Source organism: Loktanella sp. R86503, from assembly GCF_042466455.1.
GTDB lineage: Bacteria > Pseudomonadota > Alphaproteobacteria > Rhodobacterales > Rhodobacteraceae > Loktanella.
This window is the reverse complement of record NZ_JAXHCI010000002.1, coordinates 1,473,152-1,491,826: the sequence shown is the minus strand read 5'-3', so window position 1 is coordinate 1,491,826 and position 18,675 is coordinate 1,473,152. Positions and strand designations below refer to the sequence as shown.

At 60.2% G+C, this 18,675-nt stretch carries 21 protein-coding genes; 8 read left to right on the top strand and 13 right to left on the bottom strand.

The annotated features are described in order from the left end of the window. Positions 1–92: 92 nt before the first annotated feature. The 3 genes from SJY10_RS08150 to SJY10_RS08140 all read left to right on the top strand — a co-directional run bounded on the left by SJY10_RS08150 (position 93) and on the right by SJY10_RS08140 (position 2,699). The gene (locus SJY10_RS08150) at positions 93–431 is read left to right on the top strand and encodes a P-II family nitrogen regulator (RefSeq protein ID WP_090187754.1); all 339 of its coding nucleotides are present in this window, start codon (positions 93–95) and stop codon (positions 429–431) included. A 51-nt stretch (positions 432–482) separates the two neighbouring features. Then, the gene (gene glnA / locus SJY10_RS08145; protein ID WP_386681348.1) at positions 483–1,901 is read left to right on the top strand and encodes a type I glutamate--ammonia ligase; all 1,419 of its coding nucleotides are present in this window, start codon (positions 483–485) and stop codon (positions 1,899–1,901) included. Between the two features lie 195 nt (positions 1,902–2,096). Then, positions 2,097–2,699 (top strand): hypothetical protein, encoded by a 603-nt coding sequence (locus SJY10_RS08140; RefSeq protein WP_386681346.1) that lies wholly within the window; start codon positions 2,097–2,099, stop codon positions 2,697–2,699. Between the two features lie 16 nt (positions 2,700–2,715). Here the strand turns inward: SJY10_RS08140 and SJY10_RS08135 are convergent, their stop codons facing one another. Beyond that, a complete protein-coding gene (locus SJY10_RS08135; protein ID WP_386681344.1) occupies positions 2,716–3,153 on the bottom strand; it encodes a DUF6314 family protein in 438 nt (145 codons plus the stop codon). A gap of 82 nt (positions 3,154–3,235) precedes the next feature. Between SJY10_RS08135 and purB the strand changes: the two genes are divergently transcribed. After that, positions 3,236–4,543, top strand: a complete 1,308-nt coding sequence (purB, locus tag SJY10_RS08130; RefSeq protein WP_386681342.1) for an adenylosuccinate lyase — start codon at positions 3,236–3,238, stop codon at positions 4,541–4,543. Between the two features lie 60 nt (positions 4,544–4,603). On the opposite strand, the gene SJY10_RS08125 is transcribed toward purB, so the two are convergent. Both SJY10_RS08125 and SJY10_RS08120 read right to left on the bottom strand, forming a co-directional pair. Beyond that, positions 4,604–5,254, bottom strand: a complete 651-nt coding sequence (locus tag SJY10_RS08125) for an acyl-homoserine-lactone synthase (RefSeq protein WP_386681340.1) — start codon at positions 5,252–5,254, stop codon at positions 4,604–4,606. A gap of 146 nt (positions 5,255–5,400) precedes the next feature. Further along, complete coding sequence (locus SJY10_RS08120; RefSeq protein WP_386681338.1) at positions 5,401–5,997, bottom strand: autoinducer binding domain-containing protein; 597 nt, start codon at positions 5,995–5,997, stop codon at positions 5,401–5,403. A gap of 137 nt (positions 5,998–6,134) precedes the next feature. On the opposite strand from SJY10_RS08120, the gene SJY10_RS08115 reads away from it, so the two are divergent. The 3 genes from SJY10_RS08115 to SJY10_RS08105 all read left to right on the top strand — a co-directional run bounded on the left by SJY10_RS08115 (position 6,135) and on the right by SJY10_RS08105 (position 8,757). Beyond that, a complete protein-coding gene (locus SJY10_RS08115) occupies positions 6,135–6,617 on the top strand; it encodes an autoinducer binding domain-containing protein (RefSeq protein WP_386681336.1) in 483 nt (160 codons plus the stop codon). A 44-nt stretch (positions 6,618–6,661) separates the two neighbouring features. Then, positions 6,662–7,735 carry a FliG C-terminal domain-containing protein gene (locus SJY10_RS08110; RefSeq protein WP_386681334.1) on the top strand — a complete coding sequence of 358 codons (1,074 nt, stop codon included), beginning with the start codon at positions 6,662–6,664 and terminating at the stop codon, positions 7,733–7,735. Between the two features lie 74 nt (positions 7,736–7,809). Next, positions 7,810–8,757 carry a lysophospholipid acyltransferase family protein gene (locus tag SJY10_RS08105; RefSeq protein WP_386681332.1) on the top strand — a complete coding sequence of 316 codons (948 nt, stop codon included), beginning with the start codon at positions 7,810–7,812 and terminating at the stop codon, positions 8,755–8,757. A gap of 4 nt (positions 8,758–8,761) precedes the next feature. Here SJY10_RS08105 and SJY10_RS08100 read toward each other — a convergent pair whose 3' ends face one another. Beyond that, positions 8,762–9,490 (bottom strand): DUF1223 domain-containing protein, encoded by a 729-nt coding sequence (locus SJY10_RS08100; protein WP_386681330.1) that lies wholly within the window; start codon positions 9,488–9,490, stop codon positions 8,762–8,764. Between the two features lie 214 nt (positions 9,491–9,704). Here SJY10_RS08100 and acnA point away from each other — a divergent pair, with 214 nt between their 5' ends. Next, complete coding sequence (gene acnA / locus SJY10_RS08095) at positions 9,705–12,479, top strand: aconitate hydratase AcnA (protein ID WP_386681328.1); 2,775 nt, start codon at positions 9,705–9,707, stop codon at positions 12,477–12,479. Positions 12,480–12,678: 199 nt separating this feature from the next. Here the strand turns inward: acnA and SJY10_RS08090 are convergent, their stop codons facing one another. Genes SJY10_RS08090 through yajC form a run of 9 tightly spaced genes read right to left on the bottom strand, consistent with a single transcriptional unit; the run spans position 12,679 to position 18,665 of the window. Further along, the gene (locus SJY10_RS08090; protein WP_386681326.1) at positions 12,679–13,218 is read right to left on the bottom strand and encodes a DsbE family thiol:disulfide interchange protein; all 540 of its coding nucleotides are present in this window, start codon (positions 13,216–13,218) and stop codon (positions 12,679–12,681) included. Next, the gene (gene ccmD, locus SJY10_RS08085) at positions 13,211–13,351 is read right to left on the bottom strand and encodes a heme exporter protein CcmD (RefSeq protein WP_386681324.1); all 141 of its coding nucleotides are present in this window, start codon (positions 13,349–13,351) and stop codon (positions 13,211–13,213) included. Before ccmD ends, SJY10_RS08090 begins: the two co-directional genes overlap by 8 nt. Next, the gene (locus SJY10_RS08080) at positions 13,344–14,072 is read right to left on the bottom strand and encodes a heme ABC transporter permease (RefSeq protein WP_386681322.1); all 729 of its coding nucleotides are present in this window, start codon (positions 14,070–14,072) and stop codon (positions 13,344–13,346) included. The genes ccmD and SJY10_RS08080 overlap by 8 nt, the downstream gene beginning before the upstream one ends. Positions 14,073–14,114: 42 nt before the next feature. After that, complete coding sequence (gene ccmB, locus SJY10_RS08075; RefSeq protein ID WP_386681320.1) at positions 14,115–14,771, bottom strand: heme exporter protein CcmB; 657 nt, start codon at positions 14,769–14,771, stop codon at positions 14,115–14,117. Further along, positions 14,768–15,382, bottom strand: a complete 615-nt coding sequence (gene ccmA / locus SJY10_RS08070; RefSeq protein ID WP_386681317.1) for a heme ABC exporter ATP-binding protein CcmA — start codon at positions 15,380–15,382, stop codon at positions 14,768–14,770. The genes ccmB and ccmA overlap by 4 nt, the downstream gene beginning before the upstream one ends. Positions 15,383–15,387: 5 nt before the next feature. Further along, a complete protein-coding gene (locus SJY10_RS08065) occupies positions 15,388–15,741 on the bottom strand; it encodes an Mth938-like domain-containing protein (RefSeq protein WP_386681314.1) in 354 nt (117 codons plus the stop codon). After that, complete coding sequence (secF, locus tag SJY10_RS08060) at positions 15,742–16,713, bottom strand: protein translocase subunit SecF (RefSeq protein ID WP_386681312.1); 972 nt, start codon at positions 16,711–16,713, stop codon at positions 15,742–15,744. Positions 16,714–16,717: 4 nt separating this feature from the next. Next, complete coding sequence (gene secD / locus SJY10_RS08055) at positions 16,718–18,349, bottom strand: protein translocase subunit SecD (protein ID WP_386681310.1); 1,632 nt, start codon at positions 18,347–18,349, stop codon at positions 16,718–16,720. 34 nt (positions 18,350–18,383) lie between these two features. After that, a complete protein-coding gene (yajC, locus tag SJY10_RS08050) occupies positions 18,384–18,665 on the bottom strand; it encodes a preprotein translocase subunit YajC (protein WP_386681308.1) in 282 nt (93 codons plus the stop codon). Positions 18,666–18,675: the final 10 nt, after the last annotated feature.

The window sequence follows — 18,675 nt, the reverse complement described above, 5'->3', positions numbered from 1 at the left end:
GTCTTCGCTTGCACCTTGCGCGCCGTGAATTGTTCCTGTCTGTCTATGATGGTCTGACCGCGACAAGACCGCAACCAAGGGGGGCGAAACCTGTGAAAAAGATAGAAGCCATCATCAAGCCGTTCAAGCTGGACGAAGTGAAGGAAGCGCTGCAGGAGGTTGGCATCCAGGGCCTCTCCGTTGTCGAGGTAAAGGGTTTCGGCCGCCAGAAGGGCCATACCGAGCTTTACCGCGGCGCGGAATATGTCGTCGACTTTCTGCCCAAGGTGAAACTGGAAATCGTCATCGCTGACGATCAGGTCGATGCCGCCATCGCAGCCATCATTGCAGCCGCCAAGACCGACAAGATCGGCGACGGCAAGATTTTCGTCTCTCCCGTCGAGCAGGCGATCCGGATCCGTACCGGCGAAACGGGCGACGACGCGCTTTAAGCGCAGCGTCGCAACCCACCACACGATCAAGACTGAAAAGGACCTCTCTCGATGAGCACCAAAGATTTTCTAAAAATGATCAAGGATGAAGAGGCCGACTACGTCGATATCCGCTTCACCGATCCTAAAGGCAAACTGCAGCACGTCACCATCGTGGCGGATCTGGTGGACGAAGACTTCGTCGAAGAAGGCTTCATGTTCGACGGCTCGTCCATCGCCGGCTGGAAATCCATCGACAAGTCCGACATGAAGCTCGTTCTTGACGTGGACAGCGCCTATGTCGACCCGTTCTACGCTGAAAAAACCATCTGCGTGCACTGCACCGTGGCAGAGCCCGACACGATGGAACCCTATGACCGCGACCCGCGCGGCACTGCAGAAAAGGCCGAAGCCTATCTGAAGTCCTCGGGTATTGGCGATACGTTCTATTGCGGCCCCGAAGCCGAATTCTTCATCTTTGACGATGTGCGTTACAGCGTTTCGATGAACAAGGTGTCCTTCCAGGTCGATGCTATCGACGGCGCATGGAACACCGACACCGATTTCCGTTCGGAAACCGGCGTGGGCAACACCGGTCACCGTCCGGGCGTCAAAGGCGGCTACTTCCCCGTCAACCCGATCGACGATGCGCAGGACATGCGCGGCGAAATGCTGTCCACCATGAAGCGCATGGGCATGAAGGTCGACAAGCACCACCACGAAGTTGCATCCTGCCAGCACGAACTTGGCCTGATTTTCGGCACGCTGACCAAGCAAGCTGACGAGATCCAGAAGTACAAGTACGTCATCCACAACGTGGCCCAGGCCTACGGCAAGTCGGCAACCTTCATGCCAAAGCCGATGTCCGGCGACAACGGCACCGGTATGCACGTCAACATGTCGATCTGGAAAGACGGCAAGCCGCTGTTCGCAGGCGACAAATATGCTGACCTGAGCCAGGAAGCGCTGTATTTCATCGGCGGTATCCTGAAGCACGCCAAGGCGTTGAACGCGATCACCAACCCGACCACGAACAGCTACAAGCGTCTGATCCCCGGCTTCGAAGCCCCGGTTCTGCGTGCGTTCTCTGCGCGTAACCGTTCGGGCTGCGTGCGTATTCCATGGTCCGAATCCCCCAAGGCAAAGCGCGTCGAGGCACGTTTCCCCGATCCCGCAGCCAACCCCTACCTGTGCTTTGCTGCACTGCTGATGGCCGGCCTTGACGGTATCAAGAACAAGATCGATCCGGGCCCCGCGTCCGACAAAGACCTTTACGATCTGCCGCCAGAAGAACTGGCCGCAATCCCCACCGTCTGCGGCTCGCTGCGTGAAGCCCTGGAAGAGCTGGAGAAGGACCACGAGTTCCTGCTTGCTGGCGACGTGTTCACCAAAGGCCAGCTGGAAGGCTACATCGGTCTGAAGTGGGAAGAGGTTTACGCCTACGAGCACACACCGCACCCGATCGAGTACAAGATGTACTACAGCTGCTAATCCATCACGGATTACGGCCACGAAGGGCACCCCATCGGGGTGCCCTTTTTGCGTTCAAAGGGCCGTTTGGACATGACCGGATGTGTATTCGCAGCCACAGCGCATGGGCCGCGCAGTCCGTCGCCGATGATATTGCACCGATGGGCGAAAACTTCGGCTAGATAACGGATGCAACCAACCTGAAAGTCATTTCAAATGCTCTCTCGCGCGCTTTTCTCGCTTCCTTTTTTGTCCCTCGCGGCATGCGGCAGCTCTAGCACCGATGCCATCACAACGGCGGCTGGCTTTGCTGCGGTCAACGCGCAGGGCGTGATCACCGGCTCTGCCACTGCAGATGACGCCTCTGGCGGGGCCTTGTCAGTTGGCGACATTGGTCAGACCAAATCGGGCTATGCCTATCTGGTCGAATCCGAAGGAAACACGATTTCGGCACGTTCTGCCCTGATCAATCCTGCCGGCATCACAACGCGGCCCACCACCGGCACCGCCCGTTTCACGGCTGATTTTCAGCTTAGCGAAGTGCGCGACACCAACAGCAGCACGACAGTCACAGAGGCAGAGGGCAGCCTGCCGATCAACATCGCCCTTGGCACCGGCCGCGTGACCGGCAGCGGCGATGGCTTGCAGGTTTCCGGCCAGATGAATGCCACTGGCCCCGCCTTTACAGGCACCACAACGTGGCGCGGCGTAACTGGCGATCTGCAGGGCCGCGCGGACAACACCCGTATCATCGGCGCGTTCAACGGCGCAAATGACACGGCGGCTTATGCGGGTGGTTTTATCGGATCTGCGCGCTAATCCGTTCGGCAGCGCCCTAGCGGCGCTGCCAAAGCGAGCGCATCGTGTAATCCTTGCGCGGGCCGGTGACGGTCCAGACGGCGTGCCATTGCGGCCAGCGGCTAAAATCGTGGCGCGCGCGGTAGGTGTCGGGATCGCAGGCGTGCACAGCCTCGTGGGTCGATGCGGGGTTAAATTGGACGAAATCGCGCCCGTCGGCAAAGCGGATCGTGATCAGACCGACGGAAAAGTCGTACAGATAGCGCCGCTCGGCCTTAAGCGGGGCGGCGCTGCCGATCTGCAACATTCCCGATTCGTCATAGATCGCGCCACTGTCGCCGTCCGCCACGAAACGCGCTGTGCCTTCAAACAGGCCCGCCTGCCCCGCGCGGCGGTCCTCTATCCGGCGTGTCAGCAGCCAATCGCCCAAAAAATCGTCCCGAGAGCGACCATTCAGCCATTTGCTTTCCGTCACGGCAGCCTCCGCTTCTTTTCATTCTGGCCTTGTCCCAGTATGACGCCCCCAGCGCCGCTGCCAATCCCGAAAGGTTCTGCCCATGATCCCGCGTTATTCCCGTCCCGAAATGGTTGCCATCTGGGACCCGGCCACGAAATACAAAATCTGGTACGAGATCGAGGCACATGCCTGCGATGCCATGGCCGATCTGGGCGTGATCCCGCGCGAAAATGCCGATGCCGTCTGGAAGGCAAAAGACGTCACCTTTGACGTCGCCCGCATCGACGAAATCGAGGCCGTCACCAAGCACGACGTCATCGCATTCCTGACGCACCTGTCCGAACATATCGGAGCAGACGAGGCACGCTTTGTGCACCAAGGCATGACATCCTCTGATGTGCTGGACACCACGTTCAACGTCCAGCTGGTGCGCGCCGCCGACATCCTGCTGGCCGATATGGACCGCGTGCTGGCCGCCCTGAAAAAGCGTGCCTATGAACATAAGGACACCGTCCGTATCGGCCGCAGCCACGGTATCCATGCCGAACCGACGACGATGGGCCTGACCTTTGCCCGCTTTTATGCCGAAATGGACCGGGGCCGCGCCCGTCTGGTCAACGCCCGCGCTGAAATCGCGACCGGCGCAATCTCTGGCGCTGTCGGCACCTTTGCCAACATTGATCCGGCTGTCGAAGAGCAAGTCTGCAAGCAGCTGGGCCTGACGCCAGAGCCGATCAGCACGCAGGTCATTCCGCGCGATCGTCACGCAATGTTCTTTGCCACGCTGGGTGTGATCGCATCCTCGATGGAAAACATCGCCACCGAAGTGCGCCACATGCAGCGCACCGAAGTGCTTGAGGCCGAGGAGTTCTTTTCCCCCGGTCAAAAGGGATCGTCCGCGATGCCGCACAAGCGTAACCCGGTGCTGACTGAAAACCTGACCGGTCTGGCCCGTCTGGTGCGCATGTCCGTGACCCCCGCGCTGGAAAACGTCACCCTGTGGCACGAGCGTGATATCTCGCATTCGTCTGTCGAGCGGACCATCGGCCCAGACACCACCGTCACCCTAGATTTCGCGCTGAACCGTCTGGCCGGCCTGATCGAAAAGCTGGTGATCTATCCCGAAACCATGCTGGCGAACATGAACAAGTTCCGCGGTCTGGTCATGTCGCAGCGCGTGCTTCTGGCCCTGACCCAAGCCGGCGTCAGCCGCGAGGACAGCTACAAGCTGGTGCAGCGCAACGCGATGAAGGTTTGGGAAAAAGGGGCCGACTTTAAAACAGAGCTGCTGGCCGACGCCGATGTGACCGCCGCCCTGACGCCGGAACAGATCGAGGAAAAGTTCGACATCGGTTATCACACCAAGCATGTCGACACGATCTTTGCCCGCGTGTTCGGCAAGGACTGATCGCCCCTGACGGCGTGAAAATATGGCCGGGCCTGCAAGACAGCGCCCGGCCATATTGCGTTAACGGATCGGCGCATGCACGGGCTGCGCCTGCGCCCGGCGCGCATCGCGCGGGATGGCGGCAATGCCATGGATCACCGGCATCGACAGCACCGCATAGCGCCGGCCATCATTGTCATTGGTATAGGGCGCACCGATCCGCTGCGCACCGAACCCCAGCTGCCGCAGCGCCCGCATCAGGGCCAGCGGCGACAGTGACATCAGCTGCGTCGCCCCCTGATCGGCCGCGACGTTGATCAGCCCCTGCACGATCATGGTCAGGCAGACGCTGCGATCCGCCTGCGTTTCAACCCTTTCCGACATGACAAGCCGGGTGCATTCCCACGTCTGCGCGCTGACGATATCTTGCCCCAGCACCTGCGGCGGTATGTCGATCAGCTTTCCATGCACCGCATCGCGCAGCATATAGCTGTGGCTGCCCCAGGTCGCCGTTGTCGCCATCGCACGCGCGCCGCCGATGACGGCACCATCGCGCATGACCAGTGAATACCAGGCGTTGGGATTGTCGTATTGATCCATCTCGACCTGGTCATCATGGGGGATGTTCCAACCAAGCGTGTCGACGAAAAACCGTTTGCGCAGGCGCAGGAAATCGTAAAACGCAGTGCCGTGCCGGTGAAGGGTCGCCAGATTGAAGGTAATGTTTTCCATGGTGGATTCTCCTTTAGGATGAATCCATTTTTAGTCATTACGCCCGGACGAGTCTCAACCGCAGTGCGGACAGCCTTTGGATCGCACACCCCAGAGGGGTAATTGCTACAGCTATTAACAAAGTATTAACGCTGGCTTGGCAAAGGTCAGATCAGCTTGAATTGCCGCGCCATCGTTGCGGCCTGCGTGCTGGTATTGGCCCCCAGCTTGACCTTTGCGTTTTTCAGCCGCTGCTTGACCGCCCCTTCGGTAACGCCCAGATCGAACGCAATCTGCTTGAGCCGCTTGCCATCTTTGACCATAGCCAAAGCCTCCAGCTCGGCATTGGTCAGATTGGTGGGCGGCAGCATTTCATGGTGGCGGCGGGTCAGAAACGCCACCAGCAGCCGCGCTTCCAGATCCTCGAACTCGCGGTCGGGGCGAATAAAACTTGCAAACGAGCGGTGGCCTTCTAGGTTTTCATCAAAGACGGCAACCGTCAGGCCGAAACGCAACCCAAAGGCAGAGGCCATGGTCAAAACACCATGAGGATCATCGCCGCGCATATCCGACCAGCGCCTGAAGCCGGTGTTGGCATAGGCCCATCGCATGACGGGGTCGAACAGCATCAGACGATTTTTAGTATAGTGGTCAACCCATTCTGTCGGCAGCGCGTTGATCTCTTCCATCGGGAAGGCAAAACCGATACGGAGCGCGATGTAGTGTCCGGATGGCGAAACACGTTGAACGTCCTGAGGCGTCATCTGTCGGACCATCAGTTAACGTCGCCTTATAGTTGAGATGCGAATTACACTTTTGGATAGTATGACACCCGAGAGTGAAAGCAAATCAGCTTTTTACTGTAAATGAAACTGAAAGACCGGGCCACAGGATGATGAAAATGTCGGACATCGCGCAGATGATGAAGCGGCTTGAAGATGCATCAGGCCTTGCGCCTGCAGGCTACGCCTTGGCCTTTCACATCCGTTATACGACTCCGACCTTTCTGCTTCAGGCCTATCCAAAGGCCTGGACGACCTATTATTCTCTGCACGCTTTGGTGATGGCCGATCCGACCGTATCCTGGGGCTTTAACAATGACGGCAGCTGCCGCTGGTCCGATCTGACGGATGATCCGTCGCGGGTCATGCAACGGGCCGCACAGCACGGGCTGAACTACGGCGTTGTTTGTGCGCTTGAAACCGATGGCAGCCGCAGCTTTGGCAGCTTTGCGCGGGCAGACCGCGAATTTACCGACGGCGAAATTCAGGATTTGGCCGGCGTGCTGACCGAACTGCACAACGCGACCAAATCCATAGAAGATTTGTCGCCGGACGCCATCGAAGCGCTGCGCGGCATGTCGGTGAACTACGCCAAAGGCTAAGGGCGTTTACCATTCGTTGACCGCTCTGCCGGTAAGGTGGGGCCATGCTCAATGCCCTTCATCCCCTTTCTGATTCTGCACCCGCGGGTGCGCCCGGCGCATCCGGCACGCTGCGTTTGTCACGTAAACGCAAGGCGGCGCTGATCGTGCAATTGCTGATCAGCGATGGCAACAAACTGGCCCTATCATCCATGCCCGATCATGTGCAGGAAGACCTAGCACGTGAACTTGGTGCGATCCGGCTGGTTGACCGGGACACGGTCAACGCAGTGGCCACCGAATTTGCCGATTTGCTGGATGCCATCGGCCTGTCTGCCCCCGGCAACGTTGATGCCGCACTCGAAGCGTTATCTGGCCAAATTTCGCCGCATCTGGCCGACAAACTGCGCGACCAGATGGATAATCGCACAGGACGCGACCCTTTCATCCGGCTGCAAAACCTGACCACTGACGAAGTGGTCAAGATCCTGTCAAACGAAAGCATCCAGATCGGTGCGGTGCTGCTATCCAAACTGCCTGTCGCCCGCGCGGCGGAAGTGCTGGGCAAATTGCCCGGTGAACGCGCCCGGCGCATTACTTTTGCCGTGCGCCAGACGGCGGACATAGCCCCCGATGCCGTCCTACGGATCGGGCAGGCGCTGGTATCTGACTATTGCCGCACCCGCCTGACCGCTTTTGAAAAGGCACCTGTCGAACGGGTTGGGGCCATCCTGAACTCCAGCCCGGCGCTGACCCGCGATGATGTTCTGGTGGGCCTTGACGAATCCGACGCCGATTTCGCAAAGGATGTGCGCAAAGCCATCTTTACCTTTGAAGACATTCCCGCCCGCGTGCGTCCAATTCACATGCCCAACTGCATCCGCGCCATTGATTCAGGCGATCTGGCGACGGCCATGGCCTTTGCCCTCGGCACCGGCGGCAAAAGGGAAGAAGCGGCAAATTTCATCCTCGACTGCATTTCGCAGCGTATGGCCGCCAGCATGAAAGAAGAAGCCGCCGAACGCGGCACACCCAAAACGGTCGACGGTGAAGCCGCGATGAATGCGGTCAGCACCGCCATCCGCGCCCTGGCCGACGACGGCACCATCAGCTTGATCGACCCGGACGCGGAAGAGTGATCAGACCCCCTGCCCGCATGCCTGCGTGAAATGCGGGGCTTTTCAAAGACGCGGCAGGGCACTACCTGATTGCCATGACCGATAACGCCCAGACTGATAACGCCCGGACCGATGCCAGACAGACCGGTATCGCCCAGACCGACACCACGGCAGCCGTCGCAGTGCCTGACGGCAGCCGTTCGCAATGGCTGCAAAATCTGGTCCTGCGCGCCCTTATCGGCGGCATGAACCTGCTGCCCTATCGCATGCGGGTCCGCGGTACGGGGGCAATTGTCGCCCGCGTTATTGGTCCGCTGGCAGGCTACCGGCGCCGCGCCATGGTCAACCTGGCAGATGCCTATCCCCAGATGGACACATCCGCCCGCCGCGATCTGGCCACCCGTGTGCTGGACAATTTCGGCCGCACCTTGATGGAAAACTATGCCAACCGCGATTTTGCCGCGCAACTGTCACAGACCTTGCCGCGCGGTGACGGCGTTGATGCGGTGCAAAAGGCAATGGCTGCTGGCCGCCCGATCATTTTCCTGACGGCCCATTTCGGTAACTTCGAAGCCCCCCGCCACGTCCTGACCCGCGATGGCGCGCGCATCGGCGGACTTTATCGCCCGATGGCGAACGCCTATGTTGATGCGCACTACCGCGAAACGATGACCAGTTGGGGTGGCCCCGTCTTTGCTCAAGGCAAGCGCGGCACGATGGGTTTTGCCCGCCATATCAAGGCCGGCGGCATGGGCACGCTTTTGTTTGACGTTCACGTCTACGGTGCGCCCGCGATTGACTTTCTGCATCGTCCGGCGCTGACATCCATGGCGGCCGCGGAAATGGCATTGCGCTTTGACGCCTTGCTGGTGCCCTACTTCGGGATTCGCCAGCCCGACGGCCTGTCCTTTGACGTGGTCGTCGAATCGCCCATTGCCCACAGTGATCCGCTGACAATGATGACCGAGGCAACAAAACGGCTGGAGGCGCGGATCGCCGATCACCCCGAACAATGGTTCTGGGTGCACCGCCGCTGGAAATAAGGCGTTAACGCAGCTGCACCGCACCCAGAATCGCACCCGCCGGGCCGTCCTGAATAATGGCGACCACTGGCGCATCGCCGGTCACATTCACATTCAGCGACAGGGGTTGGCCAGTGTTCCACTCGCCTGCCTCAACCCAGCTGGTGACAACGTTGCGGTAAATAACGGTTTTGCCCGCGTTCTCGCCCTTGTGGATGTCGCGCGTGACGCGCGGCGTATAGCGGACAATCTGCACCAGCGCGCGCGGCGGCACGGCACCGACGGCCGTGGCGTTGACAGTTGCGACATCGCCAGTCCGGCTCAATGACATCTGCACGGGGTTATTCTGGGCCGGATGGCTGGTAATCGCATCCATCGCCTTGACCGGGTGACTGCCGACCAGTTCCTTGACCCCTGCTACAACCATTTGCGGCGTATAGACATTTCGCGCCTGCCATTCTCGGGCATATCCACGCTGACGGGCGGTAAAGGCAGGGCTGCCCAGATCGTCCTTCCAGCCGATATAGTCCCAGTAATCCACATGCAGCGCCAGGGCGATCACATCATCGCGGTCGGCAATCTGTTCAAAGATCCGGTCCGCAGGCGGGCAGCTTGAACAACCCTGAGAGGTGTAAAGCTCCACCACCGTACCCCAGTCCTGAATACCCCGATCCTGCGCAGCCAGACCGGTTCCGGCAAAGATCGCTCCGATGACAGAGGCGGCGAAGACATGGCGCATGAGGGTACTTTCCACAAAATTTCTGTTTCTATCGTTTATGAAAAAGACATTGTAATGACCAATCAAGGATTTGCGACATCCGGTGAAGGCCCTCGATGTGCGGTATAAACCGTCACGCGCCCAGCCGGTATACAATTGTATACCTTTTTTCGCCACAACCCCTTGAACGGCTGCGCGGCTTGGGGCAAAAGTGGCGCAAGCCACAGTCCTCAACCCCAAAGGGATAGCCATGACAGTCACAGTCGGCACTGATACCGCAAAAACCCGCAAGACCCTGACGGTCGGCGACCAGTCGGTCTCCTACTATTCGATTGACGCCGCCACGCAGGCCGGTCTAGGCGATTTCAGCAAGCTGCCTGCCGCGCTGAAGGTCGTGCTGGAAAACATGCTGCGTTTCGAGGACGGCAAGACCGTCACGGTAGATGACATCAAGGCATTTGCCGAATGGGCCACCCTGGGCGGCAAGAACCCCCGCGAAATCGCCTATCGTCCGGCCCGCGTGCTGATGCAGGACTTCACCGGCGTGCCCGCCGTGGTGGACCTTGCGGCCATGCGTGACGGCATCGTGGCATTGGGCGGCGACGCCCAGCAGATCAATCCGCTGGCCCCTGTCGATCTTGTGATCGACCACTCGGTGATGATCGACGAATTTGGCAACCCGCGCGCATTCCAGATGAACGTCGACCGCGAATACGAACGCAACATGGAACGTTACCAGTTCCTGAAGTGGGGCCAGAACGCGTTCAACAACTTCCGCGTTGTACCGCCGGGCACAGGCATCTGCCACCAGGTAAACTTGGAATATCTGGCCCAGACCGTCTGGACCGATACCGACCAGAACGGCGAAACCGTCGCCTACCCCGATACGCTTGTCGGCACCGACAGCCACACGACCATGGTCAACGGTTTGGCCGTTCTGGGCTGGGGTGTCGGCGGGATCGAGGCAGAAGCCGCGATGCTGGGCCAGCCGATTTCCATGCTGATCCCCGAAGTCGTCGGCTTCAAACTGACCGGAGAGATGACCGAAGGCACCACCGCCACCGACCTGGTGCTGAAGGTTGTAGAGCTGCTGCGCGAAAAGGGCGTGGTCAGCAAGTTCGTCGAATTCTACGGCCCCGGCCTTGATCACCTGCCGCTGGCGGACCGCGCCACGATTGGCAACATGGCCCCCGAATACGGCGCAACCTGCGGCTACTTCCCTATCGACGACGAAACCCTGAAATATCTGCGCCTGACAGGCCGCGACGAAGACCGGATTGCTCTTGTCGAAGCCTATGCCAAGGCGAACGGCTTCTGGCGCGATGCCGACTACGCACCGGTCTACACCGACACGCTGGAGCTGGACATGGGCACCGTTGTGCCCGCCATCTCTGGCCCTAAACGTCCGCAGGACCACATCAACCTCGATATCGCCGGCACGGCGTTTGGTCAGTACGTCAAAGGAATCCGCGAAGGCAAGGATACCTCTGCCAATGCAGAAATCCGCTGGGAAGGTGAAGGCGGCCAGCCAGAACCGCGCGACATCCCCGGCGACGAAGGGCACCACAAGCGGGGCTATGTGCAGACCGACGACGGCAACTACCAGCTGCACGACGGCTCGATCGTGATCGCCTCGATCACCTCCTGTACCAACACATCCAACCCCTACGTGATGATCGGTGCCGGTCTTGTGGCCCGTAAGGCGCGCGCCCTTGGCCTGACCCGCAAGCCTTGGGTCAAAACCTCTCTCGCGCCCGGCTCTCAGGTTGTGACCGAGTATCTGGAGGCCGCAGGCCTGCAAGAGGATCTGGACGCGCTGGACTTCCACCTTGTCGGCTACGGTTGCACGACCTGCATCGGCAACTCCGGCCCCCTAGAGCCGGCAATCAGCAAGGCGATCAATGATTACGACCTGATCGGCGTGTCGGTCCTGTCCGGTAACCGCAACTTCGAAGGCCGCATTTCGCCGGACGTGCGCGCCAACTACCTGGCCAGCCCGCCGCTGGTTGTGGCCTATGCGCTGGTCGGCGACATGAACGTCGACATCACCAAGGATGCGCTGGGTCAGGACAAGGATGGCAACGATGTCTTCCTGAAAGACATCTGGCCGACACAAAAGGAAATCGCCGATCTGGTCGAAAAAACCGTAACCCGCGAAGCCTTCATGTCGAAATATGCCGATGTGTTCAAAGGCGACGAAAAGTGGCAGGCTGTCGAAGTTGTCGACAGCGAAACCTACAACTGGCCGCCCCAGTCGACCTACGTTCAGAACCCGCCTTACTTCAAAGGCATGTCCAAGGACGCAGGCACGATCCACAACGTCAAGGACGCCAAGGTTCTGGCCGTTCTGGGCGACATGGTTACGACCGACCACATCAGCCCCGCCGGCTCGTTCAAGGAAACCAGTCCGGCCGGTCAGTACCTGCTGGAACATCAGGTGCCCGTGCGCGAATTCAACTCCTACGGCTCGCGCCGCGGCAACCATGAAGTCATGATGCGTGGCACCTTTGCCAATATCCGCATCAAGAACGAAATGCTGGACGGCGTCGAAGGCGGATACACAAAAGGCCCCGACGGCAACCAGACCTCGATCTTCGACGCCGCCATGGCCTATGAGGAAACCGGCACGCCGCTGGTCATCTTTGCGGGCGAGCAGTACGGCGCAGGTTCCTCGCGTGACTGGGCCGCAAAAGGCACGGCCCTGCTGGGCGTCAAAGCCGTCATCGCCGAAAACTTTGAACGCATCCACCGTTCCAACCTCGTCGGCATGGGCGTTATTCCGTTCGAATTCACGAACGGCGATACGCGCAAGACACTGGGCCTGACTGGCGAAGAAACCGTCAGCATTGACGGCCTTGATACAATCAAGCCGCTGGAAGTGGTGAAAGCGCATATCACGACGGCCGATGGCACAACCAAAACCATCGACATCAAATGCCGCATCGATACCGCGATCGAGATCGAATACATCGAACACGGCGGCGTGCTGCACTACGTGCTGCGCGACCTCGCCAAGGCGCAGTAAGGCACCAATTTAAACGACCAAAGGCCGCGCCTCTCAGCGCGGCCTTTTTCATGTCCAGTCTTCTTCTGGTTAAAAATATCCCCGCCGGAGGCCTTGCCATTGCGACGCAATGGCAAATGCCGAATTTTCGTCGAAAATTCGGCTGGCGGGGCGCTGCCCCGCACCCCGGGATATTTTTGACCAGAAGAAGGGGACGCCGCTAATTGGTGGTTGCGGCTTCAAGCATCGGAAGAAATCGCTGTTCATAATCGGAGCCGACGAGCGGCCCGATAAAGCGGCTAAGCACCGTACCATCGGGACCGACGATGAAGGTTTCCGGCGGCGCGGTCACGCCCCAGTCGATGGCAACGCGGCCGCGCAGGTCGAAGCCTGTCGCGAAGAACGGGTTGCCTTCCTCTGCCAGATAGCCGGCGGCATCATCTGCCTGATCGCGGAAATTGACGCCTGCGACGCGGTATCCCTGATCGGACAGCGCTTGCAATGTCGGATGCTCGGCGCGGCAAGGCGGACACCAGCTGGCCCAGAAATTGACGATCGTGATCTCGCCGGTCTGCAGATCGTCGGCGGTCAGCAGGGGTGTGCCTGCGACCGCTTCGTCCGGCAGGTTCGGCGCAGGCTGACCGATGAATTGCGACGGCAGTTCGCCGGCGTTTTCACGCATCAGCCCGCCCCAGAACAATCCGGCAAGCGCGGCAAAAATGACCGGCGGGACGACAAGCAGAGGTGAAACTTTAGCCACGTTCAACAGCCTCCAGTGCGGCCTTGACGCGGCGGGACCGGCGCAGGCTTGCCAAGATCAGTACGGCAAGCACGGCGATGCTGGCGGCATAAGCGGTCAGCACTTCGAGGGCGTATTTTCCAAGATCAGGCACGTTGGCTCCTTGCGATGAGGGCGGCTGTCCGACGGGCGCGGATTTCAGTGCGAGTACGCAGCAGGACAAGAGCGACAAACAGCGCGACAAAGCCTGCGATGCAGACCAGCAAAGGCAGGTAAAATACGTCGGCGACGTTCTCTTCTTTATCAAGCGACAGTGACGCGCCCTGATGAAGGCCCTGGTTCCAAAAATTGACCGCATAGCGCGACAAGATCGCAAAGACCGACCCGACGAGGCAAAGCACCGAAGTCAGATCGGCCGCCGTATCCGGATCTTCGATCGCGGCCCAAAGCGCGATGTAACCAAGATAGAACAAGAACAGGATCAAAAAGGAGGTCAGGCGCGGATCCCACGCCCAATAGGTCCCCCACATGGGGCTGCCCCAGATTGCACCGGTGATCAGCGCGATCACGGTCATGGCCATGCCGATGGGCGCAGCGGCGCGGGCGGCCAATGCGCTGACGTGGTGCCGGCGTACCAGCCAGACCAGCGATGTTACAAGCATCATGAACCACGCATTGATGGCCATCAACGCGCTTGGCACGTGCAGATAGATGATCTTGACCGTCGCGCCCTGACGCGCTTCGTCCGGGGTGAAAAAGAAGCCCCAGATCAGGCCGACGACCAGACAGGCTGCTGCCACGGCAAAGGCCACGCGCATGACGGGCGCGGTCCAGTCCATGAACCGTTTCGGATTGGCGTATTCCCAGATCGACATGTGTTATCCCTATCCCGGGGCCCTGCGCCCCTCAATCCCCGATCACCGCAGGTTGATGCGCAATACTGCCGCAGCGGCGAAGGGCAGCAGGGCAAAGCAGCCCAGCGTGATCGCCCCCATCAGCATCAAAGGTGCGGCAGCGCCGGTTCCATCGACGCCGCGGCGCACGGCCTCTGCCCCGAAGATCAACGTCGGCACATAAAGCGGCAGCACCAGCAATGACAGCAACAGCCCGCCCCGCCGCAGGCCCACCGTCAAAGCCGCGCCAAAGCTGCCGATCATCGACAGCGCGGGCGTGCCAAGGGCAAGGCTGACCAGCAGATAGCCATAGGCGGCGCTGTCCATGTTCAGGAAAAATCCCAGCGCCGGGGCGACCAGCGTCAGCGGCAGGCCAGAGGTGATCCAGTGCGCCAATGCCTTGATCAGCGCGATACCTTCCAGCGGCAGCGGTGCGGTGGCCAGCAGCGCCAGCGAGCCGTCTTCAAAATCAAGTGCGAATATCCGGTCCAGTGACAGCAGCGCTGCCAGCAGCGCCGCGACCCAAAGGATGCCGGGTGCGATCAGGGCCAGGGTGCTGCGGTCCGGGCCGACGCCAAAGGGCACCAGCACGACGACAATCAGGAAAAACGCAAGGCCAAGGCCAAAGCCGCCGCCGGCCCGCACAGCCAGTGCCAGATCGCGGCGCAGCAGGGCAATCACAAAAACGCCTCGTCCGCGCCGCCATCCGCATCAGGCTGTGCCAGATAGGGCGTCAGGTCCAGCGCGGGCGCATCAAGGCCAAGGTCGATATGAGTTGCAATGACCGCGCAGCCGCCGCCCGCCAGATGCACATCGCGCATCCAGTCCGCGAACATGCGCACGGAAAAGCCGTCGAGGCTGACCGTCGGTTCGTCCAGAAACAACACACGCCGCCCGATGACGCCCAGACGCGCAAGGCCAAGTCGCCGCTTTTGCCCCGCCGACAACGTGCCAGCAGCGCGGTTGCGCAGCGCATCCAGATCAAAGGCGGCATAGACGCTGTCCGGCACATCGCGGCCATAGACGTGCGCCCAGAAAGTCAGGTTTTCAGCGACAGTCAGCGCCGTCTTGATCCCGTCGGCATGGCTGGCATAGGCACCTGTGCCGTCCAGATAGGTGACAGTCCCATCCAGCGCGGGCTGCAGCCCCGCAAGCGTGCGCAGCAAGGTCGTTTTACCAACGCCGTTCGGTCCGCGCAGGATCAGCGCCTCGCCCGCCTTAACGTCAAAGGACAGACCGTCCAGCACCGGCACACCGCCGCGCGCGCAGCGCAGGGCGCGGACTTGCAACATGGCGGTCAGACCGGGAACAGTGCCAGCGCGACGCGGCGGCCTTCGCTGAGCAACACGTTGTAGGTGCGGCAGGCGGCGGGGGAGGCCATGGTTTCCACGCCAAGGCCCGCCGCCTCTAGTATCTCGCGAAAGGCGGCTGGGGTGTGGGCGATTTCCGCCCCCGTACCAACAAAGATTACATCCACCTTGTCTACCATGGCCAGCAAGGCTTCAGTGTCGTCATAGCCACCCCAGCTGGCCACGCCTGACGGCATGACGGTCACGGCCCCCTCGATCACCTTGCCGCCAATGCGAAAGAAACCGGGGCCGTAGCCGTCGATGGGTTTCGCATTGTCGTAAGTGATCTCGGTCAGACGCATTTATTTGCCTTCCACGTCAGCATAACGGCCCACGGTGCGCGGGTCCTTTTTGGACCAGTCGCGTTTGACGCCCAGCATCAGCACGATGTTTTTCGCAATGTAGATCGACGAATAGGTGCCGACAATAATGCCCCAAGTGATGGCGAACACAAAGCCCCGGATCACATCGCCGCCCAGCACCAGCAGCGCGATCAGCGCCAGCAGGGTCGTGCCCGATGTCATCATGGTCCGTGACAGGGTTTCATTGGCGGACAGGTTCAGCACCTCGATCAAAGGCATGACCTTGAACTTGCGCAGGTTTTCCCGAACCCGGTCAAACACGACCACGGTATCGTTGATGGAATAACCTACGATTGTCAGCAGGGCCGCGATGATCGCCAGATCGAACTTAATTTGCAGCAGCGCGAACAAGCCGATGGTCAGGCCGACGTCATGCACCAGCGCGACGATGGCACCGATGGCAAACTGCCATTCAAAGCGCAACCAGATGTAGACCACGATCGCTCCGATGGCACCGACAACGGACAGGATGGCAGAGCCGATCAACTCTCCTGACACTTTGGGTCCCACGCTTTCGACAGAGGCGAAGGTGACGTTTGGATCAACCGCCGTCATTGCGGCTTCCATTGCGGCGATGGTTTCGGGCGCGACGCTTTCTGCATCGCCTTGCGCCTGAATACGCACTTCGGCCACGTTGCGGTCGGGGCCAAAGCCGGGATCGAACACTTCGGTGATGGCGACATCACCCAGCTGCAAAGGTTCCAGCGCGGCGCGGTAGGCACCGACATCAATGCTTTGCGTGCTTTCGGTGCGGATAGTGGTGCCGCCCTTGAAATCGATGCCGTAGTTCAGGCCGAACGCAAAGAAGGCGACGACCGACAGAACAAGCAGCACAATTGATCCGCCAAAGGTCAGCTTGGCGTAGCTGAAAAAGTTGATCTTGGTATCGTCGGGAATCAAACGCAAACGCATGATCTTAAACCTCGATTGTTTTCGGCCGCCGCCAGGCGAACCAGATGACGATCAGCGACCGCGTGACAAAGATCGCGGTAAAGATCGAGGTGAGAATACCCAAACCCAGTGTGATGGCGAAACCGCGCACCGGACCGGAGCCAAGATAGAACAGGATAAAAGCCGTGATCAGGGTTGTGACGTTTCCGTCGACGATGGCTGACAAGGCACGCTCATACCCCAGTTCGATTGCGCGGGCCGGCCCCCTAGAGGTTTTCAGCTCTTCCCGGATGCGTTCGAACACCAGCACGTTGGCGTCAACCGCCATGCCAACAGTCAGCACGATACCCGCGATACCCGGCAGGGTCAGCGTGGCCCCCAGCAACGACAGCCCGCCAAAAATCAGGCCCATGTTGATAATCAGCGCGATGTTGGCAAAAAAGCCGAACAGCCCGTAGGTCATCCACATAAAGCCAATCACCAAAAGCGATCCGACAACCGCGGCCTTTTTGCCCGCATCGATCGAATCCTGCCCGAGCTGCGGGCCGATGGTCCGCTCTTCCAGAAAGTTCAGCTTTGCGGGCAAGGCCCCTGCCCGCAGCAGCACGGCAAGGTTGGTCGATTCTTCGACCGTGAAATTGCCGGTGATGATGCCAGAGCCGCCGGGAATATGGCTTTGGATCGTCGGCGCGCTGATGACTTCGTTATCCAGCACGATGGCAAAAGGTTCGCCAATGTGGTCCAGCGTGTAATCGCCGAACTTGCGCGCGCCAGACACGTTGAAGCGGAAGTTCACGGCCGGCCGCCCGTTCTGGTCAAAGGCAGGCTGTGCATCGACCAGCTCCTCGCCACTGACAACAGGGCCGGTATCCAGCAGATAAAAGGTGCCGGGTGCATCCACGCTGGGCAGGATTTCCTGACCTGCGCCAACCGGATCACTGGCACTGCCGGCACCGCCGATCACAGGCTGAAAGGTCAGCTGCGCGGTGGTGCCGATGATGTCTTTGACTTCCTGCGCGGACCCGACGCCGGGCACTTCGACCAGAATACGGGTGTCGCCCTGCAACTGGATCGTCGGCTCGCGGGTGCCGACCTCGTCGATCCGGCGGCGAATGATTTCCAGCGATTGCTGCATGGTGCGGTCATCGACCGCCAGCTTTTCCGCCTCTGACAGACGCACGGTCAAAAGCGGCCCGTTGCCGGTCACTTCGATATCCGTGGACCCGACACCGGTCAGCGATGTGATCGGACGGGCCAGCCCGCGTACGATTTCCAGCGCACGCGCCGCCCCTGCGGGTTCGGAAATCCGCACAATCAGCTCGTCCGGACGGCTGGCTTCGCGGGTGACGAAACCGACCGTATCCCGGTCAGCCGCCAGCGCATCGCGCACCTCTGGCCAGGTGGCATCCATGATCGTGGCATAGACGTCAGCGGTCTGCACCTCGGCCAGCAGATGCGCACCGCCGCGCAGGTCAAGCCCAAGGTTCACCAGCCCCGACGGCAAAAAGCCGGGCCAGGACGTATCGTCCTGCCCCTGCGCAATGGCGTCGTTGTGGGTTTCAACCCGCGAATAGAAAGCGTTCGGCAGGGCCAGCGCCAGACCAACCACGACGGTCAGCCAGATCATGACCTGCTTATAAGCAGAAATATGCAGCATGTAGCAAAGCCCCTTGGACCAAAGGTGTCGCGGCTTACTTCGCCGGTTCGGTCTTGTTCAGGACAGTCGCGATGGTCGAGCGGATCACGCGGACTTTCACGCCGGCTGCGATTTCGACTTCGACTTCCTTGTCGGCGTCGTTCACGGCGGTGACTTTGCCCATGATCCCGCCCTGCGTGATGACGCGGTCGCCCCGGCGCAGCGCGTTCACCATCGCCTGATGTTCTTTCAGCTTTTTCTGCTGGGGACGGATCAACAGGAAATACATGATCCCGAAGATGATCATCATCAAAATAAGCGATTGGCTGCCCTGCATGGCGGTTCCT

Excerpts from the sequence above, each read along its gene's own strand:
- secF (WP_386681312.1), bottom strand. The coding sequence starts at position 16,713 with ATGCGTTTGCGTTTGATTCCCGACGATACCAAGATCAACTTTTTCAGC.
- SJY10_RS08140 (WP_386681346.1), top strand. The coding sequence starts at position 2,097 with ATGCTCTCTCGCGCGCTTTTCTCGCTTCCTTTTTTGTCCCTCGCGGCA.
- secD (WP_386681310.1), bottom strand. The coding sequence starts at position 18,349 with ATGCTGCATATTTCTGCTTATAAGCAGGTCATGATCTGGCTGACCGTC.
- purB (WP_386681342.1), top strand. The coding sequence starts at position 3,236 with ATGATCCCGCGTTATTCCCGTCCCGAAATGGTTGCCATCTGGGACCCG.
- SJY10_RS08125 (WP_386681340.1), bottom strand. The coding sequence starts at position 5,254 with ATGGAAAACATTACCTTCAATCTGGCGACCCTTCACCGGCACGGCACT.
- SJY10_RS08115 (WP_386681336.1), top strand. The coding sequence starts at position 6,135 with ATGTCGGACATCGCGCAGATGATGAAGCGGCTTGAAGATGCATCAGGC.
- SJY10_RS08120 (WP_386681338.1), bottom strand. The coding sequence starts at position 5,997 with ATGACGCCTCAGGACGTTCAACGTGTTTCGCCATCCGGACACTACATC.
- ccmA (WP_386681317.1), bottom strand. The coding sequence starts at position 15,382 with ATGTTGCAAGTCCGCGCCCTGCGCTGCGCGCGCGGCGGTGTGCCGGTG.
- glnA (WP_386681348.1), top strand. The coding sequence starts at position 483 with ATGAGCACCAAAGATTTTCTAAAAATGATCAAGGATGAAGAGGCCGAC.
- SJY10_RS08105 (WP_386681332.1), top strand. The coding sequence starts at position 7,810 with ATGACCGATAACGCCCAGACTGATAACGCCCGGACCGATGCCAGACAG.
- SJY10_RS08110 (WP_386681334.1), top strand. The coding sequence starts at position 6,662 with ATGCTCAATGCCCTTCATCCCCTTTCTGATTCTGCACCCGCGGGTGCG.
- yajC (WP_386681308.1), bottom strand. The coding sequence starts at position 18,665 with ATGCAGGGCAGCCAATCGCTTATTTTGATGATGATCATCTTCGGGATC.
- SJY10_RS08065 (WP_386681314.1), bottom strand. The coding sequence starts at position 15,741 with ATGCGTCTGACCGAGATCACTTACGACAATGCGAAACCCATCGACGGC.
- acnA (WP_386681328.1), top strand. The coding sequence starts at position 9,705 with ATGACAGTCACAGTCGGCACTGATACCGCAAAAACCCGCAAGACCCTG.
- SJY10_RS08080 (WP_386681322.1), bottom strand. The coding sequence starts at position 14,072 with ATGTCGATCTGGGAATACGCCAATCCGAAACGGTTCATGGACTGGACC.